This is a genomic window from Variovorax sp. 10N432 (assembly GCF_056394465.1).
The window spans coordinates 73769-92203 of sequence record NZ_JBFTHX010000011.1 but is presented as its reverse complement, the minus strand read 5'-3'; the positions used below and the strand labels follow the sequence as shown (position 1 = coordinate 92203).

The window sequence follows — 18435 nt, the reverse complement described above, 5'->3', positions numbered from 1 at the left end:
GCAGAGCACACCATCGGCGCGAGCCGTCAAGCCGGTGGTTCATCCTCGGCAGCACCCCACGGCGCTACCYGTGCCGAGGGCACCGGGTGGCCCCCGCAGCGAAGTAAAGGAGGAGGCCGCAGGCCGGGGGACATGAGCGGAGGGGGCCACCCGGTGCCCTCGGCACGCGCCCCAGCAGACCAGGGGTGCGCCAGAAAAGGCGCCTGCGCGGATCCAAGGACTCAGAAGCGCGGCATCCCGCCCCCGCCGCCCATCGGCGGCATGCCCTTCATGCCACCCATGCGCTTCATCATCTTCATGAGGCCGCCGCCTTTCATCTTCTTCATCATGGTCTGCATCTGCTCGAACTCGTTGAGCAGCCGGTTCACTTCCTGCACCTGAACCCCGGCGCCGGCGGCGATGCGGCGCTTGCGGGTGGCCTTGAGCAGCTCGGGCTTGCGCCGCTCCTGCGGCGTCATGCTGTTGATGATCCCTTCCTTGCGCCGGATGTCGCGCTCGGCCCGGGTCATGTCGGCCTCGGTGGCCTTGGCCGCCATCTGGGCGGGCAGCTTGTCCATGATGCTCGACAACCCGCCCATCTGCTTCATCTGCTGCAGCTGGCCGAGGAAGTCGTTGAGGTCGAAACCGACGCCGCTCTTGACCTTGGCCGCCAGCTTCTGCGCCGCCGCCACGTCGACCCCGGCCGTGACCTGCTCGACCAGCGCGACGATGTCGCCCATGCCCAGGATGCGGCCGGCATGGCGCTCGGCATCGAAGACCTCGAGGCCATCGATCTTCTCGCTGACGCCGGCGAACTTGATCGGCACGCCCGTGACCTGCCGCACCGACAGCGCGGCCCCGCCGCGCGAGTCGCCGTCGGTCTTGGTCAGGATGATGCCGGTCAGCGGCAGCGCTTCCTTGAAGGCCTTGGCGGTGTTGATCGCGTCCTGGCCCTGCATCGCGTCGACCACGAACAGCGTCTCGACCGGGTCCAGCGCCGCGTGCAGCTGCTGGATTTCCTGCATCAGCACCTCGTCGATGGCGAGGCGGCCGGCGGTGTCGACCAGCAGCACGTCGAAGAAGTGCCGCTTGGCGTGGTCGAGCGCGGCACGCGCGATGTCGAGCGGCTTCTGGTCGGGCGTGCTCGGGAACCACTCGGCGCCAGCCTGCTTCGTCACCGTCTTGAGCTGCTCGATGGCGGCCGGCCGGTAGACGTCGCCGGACACGGTCAGCACCTTCTTCTTGCGCTTCTCGATGAGGTGCTTGGCCAGCTTGGCGGTGGTGGTGGTCTTGCCGGCGCCCTGCAGGCCGGCCATCAGGATGACGGCCGGCGGCTGGGCGGCGAGGTTGATGTCGGCCACGCCCTCGCCCATGGTGGCGGCGAGCTCGCGGTTCACGATGCCGACCAGCGCCTGGCCGGGCTTCAGCGAGCCCAGCACCTCCTGGCCGAGCGCCTTTTCCTTGACGCGGGCGACGAAGTCGCGGACCACCGGCAGCGCGACGTCGGCCTCGAGCAGGGCCATGCGCACCTCGCGCAGCATGTCCTGGACGTTGCTTTCGGTGATGCGGGCCTGGCCGCTGACCTGTTTGACGAGGCGGGAGAATTTTTCTGTGAGGGCGCTGGCCATGATGCTTCCCGCTGGACGGGACCGGTATGAAGACGGGAGCGGCGGCATTCCGCAGAAGGCGAGAAGCTAAACTCCAGCCGATGATTTTAGCGATCCCCTCCCCGCTCGGCGTGGCACTGGGCATCGCCACCGCCGCCGCCTATGGCGTCACCGCCGCCGCCGCCTCCCGCCTCAGCCGCTCCTCGACCCAGTGGCTGCTGGCGCTGGCCTGGCTGCTGCACGGCCTGACGCTGGCCACCGGGCTGGCCGGCGGCACGCCGCGCTTCGGCTTCGCGCCGGCGATTTCGGTGACGGCCTGGCTGGTGTTGACGGTCTACGCCATCGAAAGCAGCCTCTATCCCCAGCTCAAGGTGCGCCGCGCGCTGGCGGTGCTGGGCGCGGTCGCGGTGATGCTGGCCGTGCTGTTGCCCGGCACGCCGCTGCATGTCTCGGCCTCGCCGTGGCTGCCGCTGCACCTGGCGCTGGGCATCGCTTCCTACGGCCTGTTCGGCGCCGCCGTGGTCCACGCCTGGCTCATGACGCGGGCCGAAAAGCAGATCCGGCTGGCGGCCGAACCGCAGGGCGGCGTCCCGCTGCTGACGATGGAACGGCTCACCTTCCGCTTCGTGACCGCGGGCTTCGTGCTGCTGTCGGCCACGCTGCTGGCCGGCCTGCTGTTCAGCGAGACGCTGTACGGGGGCGCGGTGCGCGGCTGGAAGTGGGACCACAAGACCGTCTTCTCGGTGCTGGCCTGGCTCACGTTCGCGATCCTCCTGACCGGCCGCGCCCGCTTCGGCTGGCGCGGACGCACCGCGCGGCGGGTCCTGTACGCGGGCTCGGCGCTGCTGCTGCTGGCCTACGTGGGCTCGCGCTTCGTGCTCGAAGTCGTTCTTTCTCGCGCCATCTCATGAAATACCTGCTCGTCTTCGCGGTGGTCTTCATCGCGGTCTGGCTCTGGCGCAAGAATCGGCGCGAAGAGATGCAATCGCGCCCGCCGCCGCAAAAACCCCCCGCCGTCGGCGCGCCGCAGGCCATGGTCCGCTGCGCCCACTGCGGCCTCCACCTGCCCGCCGCCGACGCGATCGCCGGCCCCGACGGCGCCGTCTTCTGCAGCGTCGCCCACCGCCAGGCCGCGAGCCGATGAAACAGCCCGCGCCGCGTCTGCCATGACCGCGCTCCTGCGTGCCCGGGGCGAGCCGGCGACCGACTGGAGTTCGCTCGAACACTTCGACGGCCAGAGCACCGCGCTGAAGCGCCTGTGGCGTGGCTTCGTGGCCGCGCGCTGCTTCGTGGCGATGGTGCTGCTGCTGCTCCAGGCGCTGGCCTTCGTGCTCGGACAGGCGACCCAATCGGCCACCGTCGCCCTGTGCGCCGGCTATCTGGTCGCCACCCTGCTGGCCGCGCGCTATGCGCCGGTGCAGCAGATCCGCAGCCTGGGCCGGACCTGGATCGCGACCATCGGCATCGACCTCGTGGTCTTCGCCGCGCTGCAGGTGCTGCAGGTCGGGGGCATCAATTACTCGCCGCTGTTCGCGCTGCCCGTGCTGATGGGGGCCGTGCTGGGCAGCGGCGCCGTCGGTCTCGGCACCACCGCGGCCGCCACCCTGCTGCTGCTGGGCCACGCGACCTGGTACTGGCTCGAACAGCCGGGCGACACCTCGCCGCGCTTCGTGCAGGCGGCGCTGACCGGCACCGGCCTGTTCGTGGTCGCGCTGATCGCCCACGAGATGGCCCGCCGGCTCACGCGCGAGGAAGCGCTGGCCCAGCGCAACCGCAGCGCGGCGCAGATGCACGCGCTGGTCAACGACCTGGTGATCGAGACCCTCAGCGAGGGCGTGCTGGTGCTCGATTCGGAGGGTCAGGTCCATGCCGCCAACCCCGCCGCGGATGCGATCCTGGGCCAGGGCCTGGCCCAGATGGAGCTGCCGTTCAAGCTCGACGCCCACCCGGCCTGGGTCGCGCTGGCGGCGCTGGCGCGCCAGACCTTTGCCCGGCGCAGCCCGCAGTCGAAAGAGATCCCGGTCGCCCAGGCCCAGGGCGCGGCGCGCGAGGTGCGGGTGCGCACCCGGCTGACCCGCTCGCCGGACCCGAACTCGGAGAGCCTGTGCGTGATGTTCCTGCAGGACCTGCGCGAGCTCGAGGCCCGCATCCGGACCGAGAAGCTGGCCGCCATGGGCCGCATGTCGGCCGCCGTGGCGCACGAGATCCGCAATCCGCTGGCCGCGATCACCCAGGCCAGCGCCCTGCTGGCCGAGGACCTGGTCGACCCGGCGCACCGCCAGCTGACCACCATGGTGCAGCAGAACGCCCAGCGCCTGTCGCGCATCGTCGACGACGTGCTCGACGTCGCCCGGGCCCGGCAGCAGCGCGTGCTGCCGCTGGGCGAGCAGGTGGCGCTCGACGCCACCGTGCGCACGCTGGCCGAGGAGTGGGTGCTGCATTCGCAGCGCCAGGGCGTGCTGCTGGTGCTCGACGCGCCGGGCCGCGACGTCCGCTTCGACATCGAGCACCTGCGCCGCATCCTCGTGAACCTGCTCGACAACGCGGCGCGCTACGCCGGCGATCGCGACGGCTCGATCCAGGTGGCGACCCGGCTCAACCCCGCCGGCCGGGCCACGCTGCAGATCTGGAGCGACGGCGCGCCGCTCGAGCCGGCGGTGCAGCGGCATCTGTTCGAGCCCTTCTTCTCGTCCGAGAGCCGCTCGAGCGGCCTGGGCCTGTTCCTCTGCCGCGAGCTGTGCGAGCGGCACGGCGCCACCATCGGCTACGAACGCCGCGCACTGTCCGCGGCCGGGCCCGAAGGCAACGAGTTCTTCGTTTCGTTTGCCGACGCCGAGACCCGGCTGACACAATAGCCGCGTGAGCACCCCCCATCCGTCCACGCCGCGCCCCGCCCAGATCCTGGTCGTCGACGACGAACCCGACCTGCGCACGCTCTATGAACTCACGCTGCTGCGCGAGGGCTACCGGGTCGAAGCCGCCGGCAGCGTGGCCGAGGCTTCCCAGCACCTCGACGCCGGCCGCTTCGACGCCGTGATCACCGACATGCGGCTGCCCGACGGGCTCGGCATGGAGATCCTGCAGCGCATCCAGCAAGACCAGCGCGGCGAGCGCTGCGTCGTCATGACCGCCTACGGCTCGGCCGAGAACGCGGTCGAGGCCCTCAAGGCCGGCGCCTTCGACTACCTCACCAAGCCGGTCGACCTGAAGCAGTTCCGGGCCGTGGTGGCTTCCGCGGTGCAGGCCACCGCGCAGCTGGCCGGTGCGCGGGCGGCCCGGCCAGTCGACGACCGGGTCGACGACGGCGCCAAGATCGCCAGCGCGGTCGGCAGCGGCGGCGCCGCCGCACTCGAGCGGCTGGTCGGCGACTCCGAGCCGATGCGCATCGTCAAGGCCCGCATCGCCAAGGTGGCGCGCGGCATGGCGCCGGTACTCGTGCGCGGCGAATCCGGCACCGGCAAGGAACTGGTCGCCCGCGCCGTCCATGCCTGCAGCCAGCGCAGCGACGGTCCCTTCGTCGCGGTCAACTGCGGCGCCATTCCCGAGAACCTGCTCGAAGCCGAGTTCTTCGGCGCCCGCAAGGGCTCCTACACGGGCTCCGCACAAGACCGCGATGGCTATTTCCAGGCTGCGCGCGGCGGCACGCTGTTCCTCGACGAGATCGGCGACCTGCCGCTGGCCATGCAGTCCAAGCTGCTGCGCGCGATCCAGGAACGCAGCGTGCGGCCGATCGGCTCGACCCAGGAGGACGCGGTCGACGTCCGCATCGTGAGCGCCACCCACAAGGACCTTCAGGCCGAGGTCCAGGCCAGCCGGTTCCGGCAAGACCTGTTCTATCGCCTCAACGTGATCGAGATCGCGGTGCCCGCGCTGCGCGAGCGCCGCGGCGACCTGCCGGCGCTGTGCAAGGCCCTGCTGGCGCGGATCGCGCGCGATGCCGGCATGCCGGTGCCGACCTTGTCGGCCGAGGTGCTGCAGCTGCTCGCCGAGCATCCGCTGCACGGCAACGTGCGCGAACTCGAAAACCTGCTGCACCGGGCCGTGGCCTTGAGCGACGGCGACATGCTGCACCTCGACTTCGTCGACAGCACCTTGCAGCCGAGCGAGCTGCCGCTGCGCGAGCCGGCCGCGCCGATCTACGCCGCGGCCGCCATCGCGTCGCCCCCGAAGGGCGGCGCCGCCGAGGTGCCGAACGACCTGCAGGGCTACCTCGACCAGCAGGAGCGCGAGATCCTGATCCGCGCGCTGCAAGAAACCGGCTTCAACCGCACCGCCGCGGCGGCCCGGCTGGGCCTGAGCCTGCGGCAGATCCGCTACCGGATCGCGCGCCTCGGCATCGCGACGCCAAACGGCGACGGCGCCGATGAATGAGCCCCCACGCTCCCCCACTGCGTGTGGGTCGCTGCCCCCCGAGGGGGCCGCAGGCCGCCTTGGGGCGGCCCGGCGCCAGCCTGAATCGCCCCCACGCTCCCCCACTGCGTGTGGGTCGCTGCCCCCCGAGGGGGCCGCAGGCCGCCTTGGGGCGGCCCGGCGCCAGCCTGAATCGCCCCCACGCTCCCCCACTGCGTGTGGGTCGCTGCCCCCCGATGGGGCCGCAGGCCGCCTTGGGGCGGCCCGGCGCCAGCCTGAGCCCCCGCTCTGCGCCACGGGTCTCTGGCACGACGGCTGGTATCGCTTCGCGCGCCCGCTGTGCTCGCCCAACTTCGGACCGCGGCCGGCCGGCGCCGAGATCGACCTGATCGTGCTGCATTCGATCAGCCTGCCGCCGGGGCAGTACGGCGGCGACCAGGTCCAGCAGCTGTTCACCAATCGCCTCGACTGGGATGCGCATCCCTACTTCGGCAGCATCCGCGGCCTCGAGGTCTCGGCGCACTTCTATGTGCGGCGCAATGGCGAGCTCTGGCAGTTCGTGAGCTGCGACGACCGCGCCTGGCATGCCGGTGCGTCGTCCTGGCGCGGCCGCGCGAACTGCAACGACGATTCGATCGGCATCGAGCTCGAAGGCATCGAGGGCGGGCCCTTCGAAAATGCCCAGTACGAGACCCTGGCCAGTCTCTGCCCGGCGATTGCGCAGCGCCATGCGATCCGCTTCATCGCCGGCCACCAGCACATCGCACCCGGCCGCAAGGAAGACCCGGGCGCCGGCTTCGACTGGCGCCTGCTGCGCGAGCAGCTCGGCTGGGACGGCGCGATGTTTCCCCCGGACACCATCAGCCGCTAGTTTTTTTCAATCGCCGGACGGCTCGCGATGCGTCCGCACGACGGCTTGCCCAGAGCGGCCCAAGTGCAGCAACCATGCGGTTTCCAAGCCCAAAAACGGCCGCAACGCCCGTCGGGCATGGGCTGCGCTACCGTCGATCAACGGACACGGGGCACAAGCGCATTCCAGCCCCGCCATGCACCTAAAAACATTTTTTAACATTTATGGAAAACACTACATCTAGTGGGTTGTAGACCCACCAGACCCTAGATATAGTGTGTCCTGCCCGGCGCCCGACGCCCACACCCATGGCCGCCCTGGCACCGCCGCCCCAACAAGAATTGCCAACCGAGGTTTCGCATGCAAACTGCCCTGAGCACCCCCTCCGCCCCCCATTCCTCCTCGACGCCGCTCCAGCAGCGCGATGTCGCCGGCTCACCCGCCAGCAACGCGCTGGCCCACTACCAGATCATCCGCCGCAACGGCGCGGTGGTGCCCTTCGAGCCCAACAAGATCGCGATAGCGATGATGAAGGCCTTCCTCGCCGTACACGGCACCCAGGGCGCGGCATCGGCCAGCGTGCGCGAGACGGTCGACACCCTGACCCAGGCCGTGGTGCGCGCAATGGTGCGCTCGCGTCCCGGCGGCGGCACCTTCCACATCGAAGACGTGCAGGACCAGGTCGAACTCGGCCTGATGCGCGGCGGCCACCACGAAATCGCACGCGCCTACGTGCTGTACCGCGAGCGCCGCTCCCAGGAGCGCAGCAAGCAGGGCGAACAAGAAGCCCCGATCGCGGTCTCCACGCTGCACGTGCTGGACCGCGGCGAACGCGTCGCGCTCGACCTCAACGAGCTCAAGGGCCTGATCGAATCCGCCTGCACCGACCTCGGCGAGAGCATCACGGCCGGCCCGATCGTGGCCGAGACCATGCGCAACCTGTATGACGGCGTGCCGCTCGACGAGGTCTACAAGGCCTCGATCCTGGCCGCCCGCACGCTGATCGAGAAAGACCCCGACTACACCTTCGCCACCGCCCGCCTGCTGCTGCACACGATCTTCAAGGAAGTGATCGGCCGCGAAGTGCCGCTGGGCGAACGGGCCCAGGCCTACGCCGACTACTTCCCGCACTTCATCAAGAAGGGCGTCGACAACGAGCTGCTCGACGAGAAGCTGCTGCAGTTCGACCTGGCCCGCCTGGGCGCGGCGCTCAAGCCCGAGCGCGACCTGCAGTTCGACTACCTCGGCCTGCAGACCCTGTACGACCGCTACTTCCTGCACGTGCGCAAGTCGCGCATCGAGCTGCCGCAAGCCTTCTTCATGCGCGTCGCGATGGGCCTGTCGCTCAACGAGATCGACCGCGAAGCCCGCGCCATCGAGTTCTATGAGGTGATGTCGTCCTTCGACTTCATCTCGAGCACCCCGACCCTGTTCAACAGCGGCACTCTGCGCTCGCAGCTGTCGAGCTGCTACCTGACCACCGTGCCCGACGACCTCGACGGCATCTACGAATCCATCAAGGAAAACGCGCTGCTGTCGAAGTTCGCCGGCGGCCTCGGCAACGACTGGACCCGCGTGCGCGCCCTCGGCAGCCACATCAAGGGCACCAACGGCGAATCGCAGGGCGTCGTGCCCTTCCTCAAGGTGGTCAACGACACCGCGGTGGCGGTCAACCAGGGCGGCAAGCGCAAGGGCGCCGTCTGCACCTACCTGGAGACCTGGCACCTCGACATCGAGGAATTCCTCGAGCTGCGCAAGAACACCGGCGACGACCGCCGCCGCACGCACGACATGAACACGGCCAACTGGATCCCCGACCTGTTCATGCGCCGCGTCATGGAAAAGGGCAGCTGGACCCTGTTCTCGCCGTCGAACGTGCCCGACCTGCACGACAAGTTCGGCCTCGACTTCGAGACCGCCTACGTCGCCTACGAAGAAAAGGCTGCCCGCGGCGAGATCACGCCGAGCCGCACGCTGCAGGCCTCGGACCTGTGGCGCAAGATGCTCACGATGCTGTTCGAGACCGGCCATCCCTGGATCACCTTCAAGGACGCCTGCAACGTGCGCTCGCCGCAGCAGCACGCCGGCGTGGTCCATTCGTCGAACCTCTGCACCGAGATCACGCTCAACACCAGCGACACCGAAACCGCGGTCTGCAACCTCGGCTCGGTCAACCTGCTGCAGCACCTGAAGGACGGCAAGGTCGACCAGGCAAAGCTCCAGCGCACCATCTCCACCGCGATGCGGATGCTCGACAACGTGATCGACATCAACTACTACGCGGTCAAGAAGGCGCGCGACTCCAACCTGCGCCACCGCCCGGTCGGCCTCGGCCTGATGGGCTTCCAGGACGCGCTCTATGAGCTGCGCATCCCCTACGCCTCGCAGGACGCCGTGCAGTTCGCCGACGAATCCATGGAAGCGATCTGCTACCACGCCTACTGGGCCTCGACCGAGCTGGCGCGCGAACGCGGCAAGTACTCGAGCTACAAGGGCTCGCTGTGGGACAAGGGCGTGCTGCCGCCCGACACCCTCGACCTGCTCGAGAAGGCCCGCGGCGGCTACGTCGAGGTCGACCGCTCGTCGACGCTCGACTGGGACGCGCTGCGCCAGAAGATCAAGACCGACGGCATGCGCAACTCCAACTGCGTCGCCATCGCGCCGACCGCAACCATCTCCAACATCATCGGCGTCGACGCCTCGATCGAACCCTGCTTCGGCAACCTGTCGGTCAAGTCGAACCTGTCGGGCGAGTTCACCGTCATCAACCACTACCTGGTGCGCGACCTCAAGCGCCTGGGCCTGTGGGACGACGTGATGGTGATGGACCTGAAGCACTTCGACGGCTCGCTGCGCCCGATCGACCGCGTGCCGCAAGACGTCAAGGCGCTCTACGCCACCGCCTTCGAGGTCGAGACCACCTGGCTCGTCGAGGCCGCGGCACGGCGCCAGAAGTGGATCGACCAGGCACAGTCGCTCAACATCTACATGGCCGGCGCATCGGGCAAGAAGCTCGACGACACCTACAAGCTGGCCTGGCTGCGCGGTCTCAAGACCACCTACTACCTGCGCACGCAGAGCGCGACGCACGCCGAGAAATCGACCGTGCAATCGGGTCGCCTCAACGCCGTGTCGTCGGGCAGCGGCGATGCTTCATCGGGCATGAGCGCACTCGAAGCGGCAGCGCGCGCAGCGCAAGCGCAACTCAGCGCGATGCCCGCCACCGACATCGCGTTCTGCGGCGTCGACGATCCGACCTGCGAAGCCTGCCAGTGATGTCGGCCTGAAGTTGTCGTGGTTCGCGGCATCGACTGACAAATTGCGATGCATGCGAACAACATAACGACCACATAATTGAAGCGCGATGTGAGGAGCACTTTGCAACTCACATCGTTGCTCACATAATTTGAGCATTGGATTTTTCTATGTTGACCTGGGACGAAGAAGTCAAGCCCTCCTTGCCAAAGGATCTGCCTCAAGGATTGCGGCACCCATCGAACAGCGGCGCGCCAGTCGCCCGCTCGTCGGAGTTCCCGACTTCGCAAATTGCTCCCCAAGTTTCTTCCGCTGCGCGCACGCTCGATGACGGCGCAGCGCTGCGCCCCGCGCAGGCCGCAGTGCCCGTCGCGCCGGCCGCGCACCGCGTCAAGGCCGCCGACAAGCGCATCATCAACGGCCAGACCGACGTCAACCAGCTGGTGCCGTTCAAGTACAAGTGGGCCTGGGAAAAGTACCTCGCCACCTGCGCCAACCACTGGATGCCGCAGGAAGTGAACATGACGCGCGACATCGCGCTCTGGAAAGACCCCAACGGCCTGACCGAGGACGAGCGCCGCATCGTCAAGCGCAACCTCGGCTTCTTCGTGACCGCCGACTCGCTGGCCGCCAACAACATCGTGCTGGGCACCTACCGCCACATCACGGCGCCCGAATGCCGCCAGTTCCTGCTGCGTCAGGCCTTCGAGGAAGCGATCCACACGCACGCCTACCAGTACATCGTCGAATCGCTGGGCCTGGACGAGAGCGAGATCTTCAACGCCTACAACGAAGTGCCGTCGATCCGCGAAAAGGACCAGTTCCTGATCCCGTTCATCGACGCCATCAGCGACCCGAACTTCAAGACCGGCACCCACGAGACCGACCAGACCCTGCTGAAGTCGCTGATCGTCTTCGCCTGCCTCATGGAAGGCCTCTTCTTCTACGTCGGCTTCACGCAGATCCTCGCGCTGGGCCGCCAGAACAAGATGACCGGCGCCGCCGAGCAGTATCAGTACATCCTGCGCGACGAGTCGATGCACTGCAATTTCGGCATCGACCTGATCAACCAGCTCAAGCTCGAGAACCCGCAGCTCTGGACGGCCGAGTTCAAGGCCGAGATCAAGGCCCTCTTCATGAAGGCCGTCGAGCTCGAGTACAAGTACGCCGAAGACACCATGCCGCGTGGCGTGCTCGGCATGAACGCCTCCATGTTCAAGGGCTACCTGCGCTACATCGCCAACCGGCGCGCGCAGCAGATCGGCCTCGAAACGCTCTTCCCGAACGAAGAAAACCCCTTCCCCTGGATGAGCGAAATGATTGACCTCAAGAAGGAGCGCAACTTCTTCGAAACCCGCGTGATCGAGTATCAATCGGGCGGTGCGCTCTCCTGGGACTGAGACTTTCCGACAAGAACAAAGTGCATTCAGAAAAAGCCTTCAGCAACACACTGCACCGGAGAGTGCGGCATTGCTGAGGGCGACGGTGTTCATGGTGCTGGAATCCGTTCCAACGCCATGAATCGCTTCACGCTGACCAACATGCGTGGAGTGCTTCAAAAGGTTGATTTTTTCAACTTGATCAAGGAGAAATAGAAATGGCAACTGCAAAGAAAGCGCCGGCTAAGAAAGCCGCTGCAAAGAAGGCTCCGGCAAAGAAGGCTCCCGCCAAGAAGGTCGTAGCCAAGAAGGCGCCGGCAAAGAAGGTCGCGGCCAAGAAGGCTCCGGCGAAGAAGGTAGCGGCCAAGAAGGTCGCCGCCAAGAAGGCGCCTGCCAAGAAGGCCCCCGCCAAGAAGGTAGCAGCCAAGAAGGCCCCGGCGAAGAAGGCCCCTGCCAAGAAGGCAGCAGCCAAGAAGGCCCCGGCGAAGAAGGCCGCTGCGAAAAAGGCGCCTGCCAAGAAGGCCCCGGCGAAGAAGGCTGCGGCGAAAAAGCCCGCTGCCAAGAAAGCCGCGAAGAAGCCCGCTGCCAAGAAGGCTGCGAAGGCTCCCGCCAAGGCTGCCGTAGCRCCTGCTCCTGCTGCCCAGACCACGCTGAACCCGCAGGCTGCCTGGCCGTTCCCGACGGCCAGCAAGCCCTGAGTCTTCCAGCGGCCTTGAAGGCACAAGCCCGGCACCGAAAGGTGCCGGGCTTTTTTCATGGGGTCAGAGGCCCAGAGCGTTGCGGTCGACCTGGTAGTTCTGCGGGCCGCGCTGGGCGATCTTGAGCGCCCCCAGGTGGTTGCCCAAGGCAGCGCAACGCGCCAGCGCCCAGCCCTGCTCGAGTCCGAACAGCAAGGCGCCGCGCCAGGCGTCGCCGCAGCCGGTCGGCTCGACCACCGCCGCGGGAGTGACCGCCGGCACATGTTCGCGCTCGCCGTTCGTCCACACCTCGCAGCCCTCGGCCGCCAGCGTCACGACCAGGCCTTCGACCCGCTTCGAGATCTCCGCCAGGCTCCATCCGGTCCGCTGCGACAGCATCTTGCCCTCGTAGTCGTTGACCACCACCCAGCTCGCCAGGTCGACGAAATGCGCCAGTTCCTTGCCGTCGAACATCGGCAGGCCCTGGCCCGGATCGAAGACGAACGGGATGCCGGCCGCCTTGAACTGCTCGGCATGCTGAAGCATGGCGTCGCGGCCGTCGGGCGCGACGATGCCGAGCTTGATGTCGTCGCGCGCGGCCACCTTCGTGATGTGCGCCTGCTGCATCGCGCCCGGATGGAAGGCCGTGATCTGGTTGTTGTCACGGTCGTTCATGATCATGGCCTGGGCCGTGAAGGTATCGCCGACCTGGCGCACGAACTCGGTGCTGATGCCCAGCGTGCGCAGGCGCTCGATGTAGTCGGCGCCGTCGCTGCCGACCGTCGCCATCGGCAGCGCGGTGCCGCCGAGGGCGTTCAGGCTGTAGGCGATGTTGCCGGCGCAGCCGCCAAAGTCCCGCCGCAAGCCCGGCACCAGGAAGGACACGTTGAGGATGTGCAACTGGTCCGGCAGGATCTGGTCCGCGAACCGCCCTTCGAAAGTCATGATGGTGTCGAACGCGAGGGAACCGCAAATCACTGCTGCCATGGATGAGCCACTGGTTGGATTGAAAAAGCTGAAAGGCCGTGGCGCTCAGGGATAGAGCGCCTCGAGACGAAAGCCGGCGACCGGCGGCATCGAAGCCGCCTCGTCGCCGCTGAGGCGAAGAGCCAGCGAGGCCGAGCGCTCGGCGTGCGCCGGCAGCACCGCCGGCGCACCGAAATCGGAAGGCATGAGCACGCGCCGCACCACGGCCCGCTCCTGGGTATCGAGCAGCGACAACTCCACTGCGGGCATCGCCAGCGGCAGGGTCGCGCTGTTGCGCACCGTGAAGCCGAGGTGGAAACCGTCGCCCTCCTTGTCGCGCGCGAACGAGGCGCCGTCGATCTTGATGTCGTTGATCTGCCGCAGGGCGGTCAGCGTGCAGCCGGTGACGCGGCACAGGCCGTCGAGCAGCGGCCGCAAGGCGGGCTGGCGGGCCGCGATCAGGTCGCGCTCCTGATGCAGGACCTGCGCCAGCAGCAGCAGTGCGGCCAGCACGGCGGCAACGACCAGCGAGCGTCGCACCGCGGGTCGCCGCCAGCCGATCGGGGCTTCGTCGATGCCCAGGAAGGCCGGCAACGGCTCGGCGTCCAGCGCGGTCGCGGATGCCGCATCGGCTCTGCCCGCTGCCGGCTCGGGCTCGCTCGCGGCCTGCACCACCGGCGCGACCTCGGCCACGGCAGCGGCAGCGGCCTGCTCCTTGGCTTTCGCGCGGGCGATCTTGGCCGACTTGATGCGGGCGCGGCGCAGCGCCTTCTCGAGTTGCATGTGGCCGCTGTCGTCGGCCTCCGGCGGCGTGACCGCGCTCGCCAAAGGGGCAGGACGCGACGGCAGCGCGAGGTCGATGTCCGGGAAGGCCAGCGGCGGCGGCACGGGAGGCCGCACGGCCGTGCGCCCTTGGTCGCCGAGCAGCAGCGAATCCGCATCGGGCCACGACATGGGGCTCGGAGCAAGGAAGCCGTCAGAGGGGGCCAGCGGTGCCGGGCCCGACGCCTGTTCGTCGTCGAAGAAGTCGGTCTCGGCGATCGCTTCCGCAGGAGCGTCGGCCGTTTCGGCTGCGGTGGCCGCCGGCGGCTCCGGCTCGGTGTGCGGCGGCGGCTCGCCCGGCTCCGGCGCCGCGACCGCAGGACCGGAGGAGGCCGGCGGTGTTTCCTGCAGGTCGATGGTGGCGTCGAACACCTGGCTGCAGCGTCCGCAGCGAACCCACCCGTCCGAGATGCGAAGCTGGTCCCGCACCACCTTGAAAGTGGTGTCGCACGCGGGGCAGCGGGTGACCAGGCTCATGTGGCGCCGATTGTATTGTTGCCGGAGGCAACAGCCTCGGCGTTCTACAGCCTTGCGGTCATCAGGATCCAGCCGTCCTCGCTGTCGCTGACCTCCAGCGCCGCGTAGGGCGCATAGGCGGCCTTCAGCTCGTCGGCCTGGCGCTCGAGGATGCCGGCCAGCACCAGCGCGCCGCCCGGCGCGACATGTGCGCAGAGCAGCGGAGCCAGCACCTTGAGCGGTGTCGCGAGGATGTTCGCCAGCACGACGTCGTAGCGGCCGGCCGATGCATCCGGCAGGCCGGCCTTGAGCCGGACGCCGTTGGCGTCGGCATTGAGGCCGGTCGACTCGACCGCGGCCGGATCGATGTCCACCGCGTCGATGTCGGTGGCGCCGTGTTTCGCCGCGCCGATCGCGAGAATGCCCGAGCCGCAGCCGTAGTCGAGCACACGCTGGCCGGCCAGGCCGCCGCGCGTGGCGATCCAGCGCAGGCACATGCGCGTGGTCGGATGCGTGCCGGTGCCGAAGGCCAGCCCGGGATCAAGCCGGATCACCTGGCGCGCCTGCGCCGGCGGCTCGTGCCAGGTCGGCACGATCCAGAACTCGGGGGTGATCTCGACCGGCGCGAACTGCGACTGCGTCAGCCGCACCCAATCCTGCTCCGGCACCTCGGCCAGGCCCAGCAGGCGGCACTCGGCGAAGAAGTCCTGCGCCTCGAGCAGCGCCGCTGCTTCGCGCGCCAGGGCCTCGGTCGCGAACAGCGCGATCACGCGCGACCGCTGCCAGCCATCCTTCGGCGGCGGCATGCCGGGCTCGCCGAACAGGGCCTGCTCGGCGTCGGTCTGGGCGTCGGCGTCCTCGACCGACACGCTGAGCGCATCGAGCGCGTCGAGCGCGTCGCTGACGGTCTCGACCAGGTCTTCAGGCGCCAGCAGGCGGAGTTCGAACATGGTTGATTCGCCCGCTCAGCGCTTGTGCGCAGCGAGCCACTCTTCCAGATAGTGGATGTTGGTGCCGCCACCCATGAACTTGGCGTCGACCATCAGCTCGCGGTGCAGCGCGATGTTGGTCTGGATGCCCTCGATCACGGTCTCGTTGAGCGCCGTGCGCATGCGCGCCATGGCCTGCTCGCGGGTATCGCCGTAGACGATGATCTTGCCGATCATCGAGTCGTAGTTCGGCGGCACGAAGTAGTTGGTGTAGACGTGGGAATCCACGCGAACGCCCGGCCCGCCCGGCGGGTGCCACATCGTGATGCGGCCCGGCGAGGGCGTGAACTTGTACGGATCCTCGGCGTTGATGCGGCACTCGATCGCGTGGCCGCGGACCTCGATCTGGCGCTGGGTGAACGGCAGCTTCTCGCCCGCCGCCACCATGATCTGCGTCTTCACGATGTCGATGCCGGTGGTGAACTCGGTCACCGGATGCTCCACCTGCACGCGGGTGTTCATCTCGATGAAGTAGAACTCGCCGTTCTCATAGAGGAACTCGAAGGTGCCTGCACCGCGGTAGCCGATCTTCTTGCAGGCCGCCGCGCAGCGCTCACCGATCTTCTCGATCAGCTTGCGCGGGATGCCCGGCGCCGGCGATTCCTCGATCACCTTCTGGTGGCGACGCTGCATCGAGCAGTCGCGTTCGCCGAGGTACACCGCGTTCTTGTGCTTGTCGGCGAGGATCTGGATCTCGATGTGGCGCGGGTCCTGGAGGAACTTCTCCATGTAGACCGCCGGATTGTTGAAGGCCGCGCCGGCCTCCGCCTTGGTCATCTGGATCGCGTTGACCAGCGCCGCCTCGGTGTGCACCACCCGCATGCCGCGCCCGCCGCCGCCGCCCGCGGCCTTGATGATGACCGGGTAGCCGATCGCCCGGGCGATGCGCTTGTTGGTGGCGGCGTCGTCGGAGAGCTCGCCCTCGGAGCCCGGCACGCAGGGCACGCCGGCCTTGATCATGGCCTGCTTGGCCGACACCTTGTCGCCCATGATGCGGATCGATTCGGGCGACGGGCCGATGAACTGGAAGCCGCTCTGCTCCACCCGCTCGGCGAAGTTGGCGTTCTCGCTCAGGAAGCCGTAGCCCGGATGGATCGCCTCCGAGTCGGTCACTTCGGCCGCCGAGATGATGGCGGGCATGTTCAGGTAGCTCTGCGACGACGGCGCGGGGCCGATGCATACCGCTTCCTCGGCCAGCTTGACGTACTTGGCATCGCGATCGGCTTCGGAATAAACCATCACCGCCTTGATGCCGAGTTCGCTGCAGGCGCGCTGGATTCGCAGCGCAATCTCGCCGCGGTTGGCGACCAATATCTTCTTGAACATGCTCACTCGATGATGAACAGCGGCTGGCCGTATTCGACGGCTTGGCCGTTCTCGCCGAGGATCTGGGTCACGGTGCCGGACTTGTCGGCCTCGATTTCGTTCAGTATCTTCATCGCCTCGATGATGCAGACCGTGTCGCCTTCCTTGACCTGGCTGCCGATCTCGACGAAGGCAGGAGCGCCCGGGCTGGAGGAGCGGTAGAAGGTGCCGACCATCGGCGATTTGATCGCGTGGCCGGTGGCGGCGGCCGCGGCCGGCGCGGCGGCGGGCGCAGCAGCCGCCGGTGCGCCAGCGGCCGGCTGGGCGCCGGCTGCGGCCGGCGCGGACAGCGTCTGGACATATTGGACCGGCGCGGCGACACCACCCTTGACGATGCGGACCTTGCCTTCGGCTTCGGTGATTTCCAGTTCGGAAATGTTGGATTCGGACACCAGGTCGATCAGTGTCTTGAGCTTGCGTAGATCCATGGGACTCCAGCGCCGGCTTTGCCGGTCATTTGAATGTAACTCGCCTGAAGATCCGGTTATTTCGGCGTTTCAACGCCAACTACCGGATTTGTAGGGGCTGGATTCTAGCCGCGAACTAGGCCCGTCGCCACGCTTGAAGATCGCCGGCGTCGAGCTTTCCCATTTTACGCGCCGCGATCGAGCCGCCGGCATCGATCACGAGGGTGAACGGCAGGCCGCCCGCCGTGTTGCCCATCTGCTTGACCAGATCGGTGCCCTGTAGCCCGGCCAGCCCGATCGGGTAGCTGACCGGCGTCTTGGCTAGGAACTTGCGCACCGCACTGGGCTGATCGATGGCCAATCCGACAACTTGCCAGCCGTTGGCGGCATTTTCGCGAAAGAAGGCGTCGATCATCGGCATTTCCTCGACGCAGGGCGGGCACCAGGTGGCCCAGAAATTGACCACCAGCGGCTTGCCGCGGAGACTGTCGAACACCACCTCGCCGCCCTCGGGCCGCTCGAAACGCTGGGCCCAGAAAGCCGCGTCGAGCTTCTCGCCGCCGCCCGCGCCGCGGCGCTGGGTCCACCAGGCGCCGCCGACCCCGGCGGCCGCGGCGACCAGCGCCACGCCCCCATAGAGCCAGCCTCGGCGCGTCGAGCTCGAAGTCATCCGTTGTCCTTTTCTTTTTCCATCAGCCGCCGCAGCGCCGCCAGGTTGCCGCGCGGCACCCGGCCCTGGGTGTCGGGCTTCAGCGCCCCGCGCAGGTCGTCCAGGTCGTAGACCAGCAGATGGACGCCGATCTCTTCGCCCAGCGCGCGGCTGGCGGCATGCACGCTGAGCGCCTCGACCTGCTCGCCGTGAAAGCCGGTGACCATCCGGGGCTCGTAATCGACGTGATGATCGATCAACGCGATCTCGGCCGACTTGGAGTCGTCGCAGAACAGCTGAATATAGATGTCCGACAGCCGCGTCGCGGTGCCGTGCCAGACGGCGCCGCCGACGTGGGGACGGAACTGCGCCATGCGCTCCATCCATTCGAGCGCCAGCAGGCGCAGCGCATGCAGTTCCTGCGGCTGGGTGTCGGCGCAGTAGAGCTGGATGTAGTCGCGGACCTCGGCCTCGATTTCGTCGTTGTTGGGCAGCGCGGTGCGCGCGGGCAACCCGAGATCGCGCACCGCCCGGCGCTTGGCGGGTCCGTATTCGAGCCCCTCCTCGACCACGAGGCGGGCCGCGGTGGCGGCAATTTCCTGCTTCGACGTGTCCATCGGTCCATTTTGCCCGGACTGCGCGGCTTGCAGGCGGATGGCCCTTGCGCATCCCTAGAATCGACTG

At 68.0% G+C, this 18435-nt stretch carries 16 protein-coding genes; 8 read left to right on the top strand and 8 right to left on the bottom strand.

The genetic code is table 11. From position 1 onward, the window contains the following. Positions 1–221: 221 nt before the first annotated feature. Entirely contained in the window at positions 222–1607 is a 1386-nt protein-coding gene (gene ffh / locus AC1DF3_RS15275; protein ID WP_286533916.1) for a signal recognition particle protein, read from the bottom strand. Between the two features lie 80 nt (positions 1608–1687). Between ffh and AC1DF3_RS15270 the strand changes: the two genes are divergently transcribed. From AC1DF3_RS15270 to AC1DF3_RS15235, 8 genes are all read left to right on the top strand, one after another. Next, positions 1688–2497 carry a cytochrome C assembly family protein gene (locus AC1DF3_RS15270; protein ID WP_286533917.1) on the top strand — a complete coding sequence of 270 codons (810 nt, stop codon included), beginning with the start codon at positions 1688–1690 and terminating at the stop codon, positions 2495–2497. Further along, the gene (locus AC1DF3_RS15265) at positions 2494–2730 is read left to right on the top strand and encodes a PP0621 family protein (RefSeq protein WP_286523811.1); all 237 of its coding nucleotides are present in this window, start codon (positions 2494–2496) and stop codon (positions 2728–2730) included. The genes AC1DF3_RS15270 and AC1DF3_RS15265 overlap by 4 nt, the downstream gene beginning before the upstream one ends. Before the next feature lie 22 nt (positions 2731–2752). After that, entirely contained in the window at positions 2753–4441 is a 1689-nt protein-coding gene (locus AC1DF3_RS15260; protein ID WP_478140064.1) for a two-component system sensor histidine kinase NtrB, read from the top strand. A gap of 4 nt (positions 4442–4445) precedes the next feature. After that, positions 4446–5957, top strand: coding sequence for a sigma-54-dependent transcriptional regulator (locus AC1DF3_RS15255; RefSeq protein ID WP_478140063.1), 1512 nt, complete (start codon positions 4446–4448; stop codon positions 5955–5957). Positions 5958–6162: 205 nt separating this feature from the next. Continuing rightward, positions 6163–6807, top strand: a complete 645-nt coding sequence (ampD, locus tag AC1DF3_RS15250) for a 1,6-anhydro-N-acetylmuramyl-L-alanine amidase AmpD (RefSeq protein WP_478140121.1) — start codon at positions 6163–6165, stop codon at positions 6805–6807. A 339-nt stretch (positions 6808–7146) separates the two neighbouring features. Beyond that, on the top strand, positions 7147–10062 hold the full coding sequence (locus AC1DF3_RS15245) for a ribonucleoside-diphosphate reductase subunit alpha (RefSeq protein WP_478140062.1): 2916 nt from the start codon (positions 7147–7149) through the stop codon (positions 10060–10062). 149 nt (positions 10063–10211) lie between these two features. Then, complete coding sequence (locus tag AC1DF3_RS15240; RefSeq protein ID WP_286533923.1) at positions 10212–11441, top strand: ribonucleotide-diphosphate reductase subunit beta; 1230 nt, start codon at positions 10212–10214, stop codon at positions 11439–11441. A gap of 197 nt (positions 11442–11638) precedes the next feature. Continuing rightward, entirely contained in the window at positions 11639–12118 is a 480-nt protein-coding gene (locus AC1DF3_RS15235; RefSeq protein WP_286523818.1) for a histone H1-like DNA-binding protein, read from the top strand. A gap of 63 nt (positions 12119–12181) precedes the next feature. On the opposite strand, the gene AC1DF3_RS15230 is transcribed toward AC1DF3_RS15235, so the two are convergent. The 7 genes from AC1DF3_RS15230 to AC1DF3_RS15200 form a co-directional block, all read right to left on the bottom strand. Beyond that, entirely contained in the window at positions 12182–13084 is a 903-nt protein-coding gene (locus AC1DF3_RS15230; protein ID WP_286533924.1) for a carbohydrate kinase family protein, read from the bottom strand. 45 nt (positions 13085–13129) lie between these two features. Further along, positions 13130–14362: a zinc-ribbon and DUF3426 domain-containing protein gene (locus AC1DF3_RS15225; protein ID WP_478140061.1), complete on the bottom strand. Its 1233-nt coding sequence runs from the start codon at positions 14360–14362 to the stop codon at positions 13130–13132. Between the two features lie 44 nt (positions 14363–14406). Then, a complete protein-coding gene (gene prmA / locus AC1DF3_RS15220) occupies positions 14407–15291 on the bottom strand; it encodes a 50S ribosomal protein L11 methyltransferase (protein ID WP_478140060.1) in 885 nt (294 codons plus the stop codon). A gap of 15 nt (positions 15292–15306) precedes the next feature. After that, complete coding sequence (accC, locus tag AC1DF3_RS15215; protein ID WP_286523824.1) at positions 15307–16656, bottom strand: acetyl-CoA carboxylase biotin carboxylase subunit; 1350 nt, start codon at positions 16654–16656, stop codon at positions 15307–15309. A gap of 2 nt (positions 16657–16658) precedes the next feature. Beyond that, the gene (gene accB, locus AC1DF3_RS15210; protein ID WP_286533930.1) at positions 16659–17123 is read right to left on the bottom strand and encodes an acetyl-CoA carboxylase biotin carboxyl carrier protein; all 465 of its coding nucleotides are present in this window, start codon (positions 17121–17123) and stop codon (positions 16659–16661) included. A gap of 115 nt (positions 17124–17238) precedes the next feature. After that, a complete protein-coding gene (locus AC1DF3_RS15205; protein ID WP_286533932.1) occupies positions 17239–17772 on the bottom strand; it encodes a TlpA family protein disulfide reductase in 534 nt (177 codons plus the stop codon). Further along, positions 17769–18368: a hypothetical protein gene (locus AC1DF3_RS15200; protein ID WP_286533933.1), complete on the bottom strand. Its 600-nt coding sequence runs from the start codon at positions 18366–18368 to the stop codon at positions 17769–17771. The genes AC1DF3_RS15205 and AC1DF3_RS15200 overlap by 4 nt, the downstream gene beginning before the upstream one ends. Positions 18369–18435: the final 67 nt, after the last annotated feature.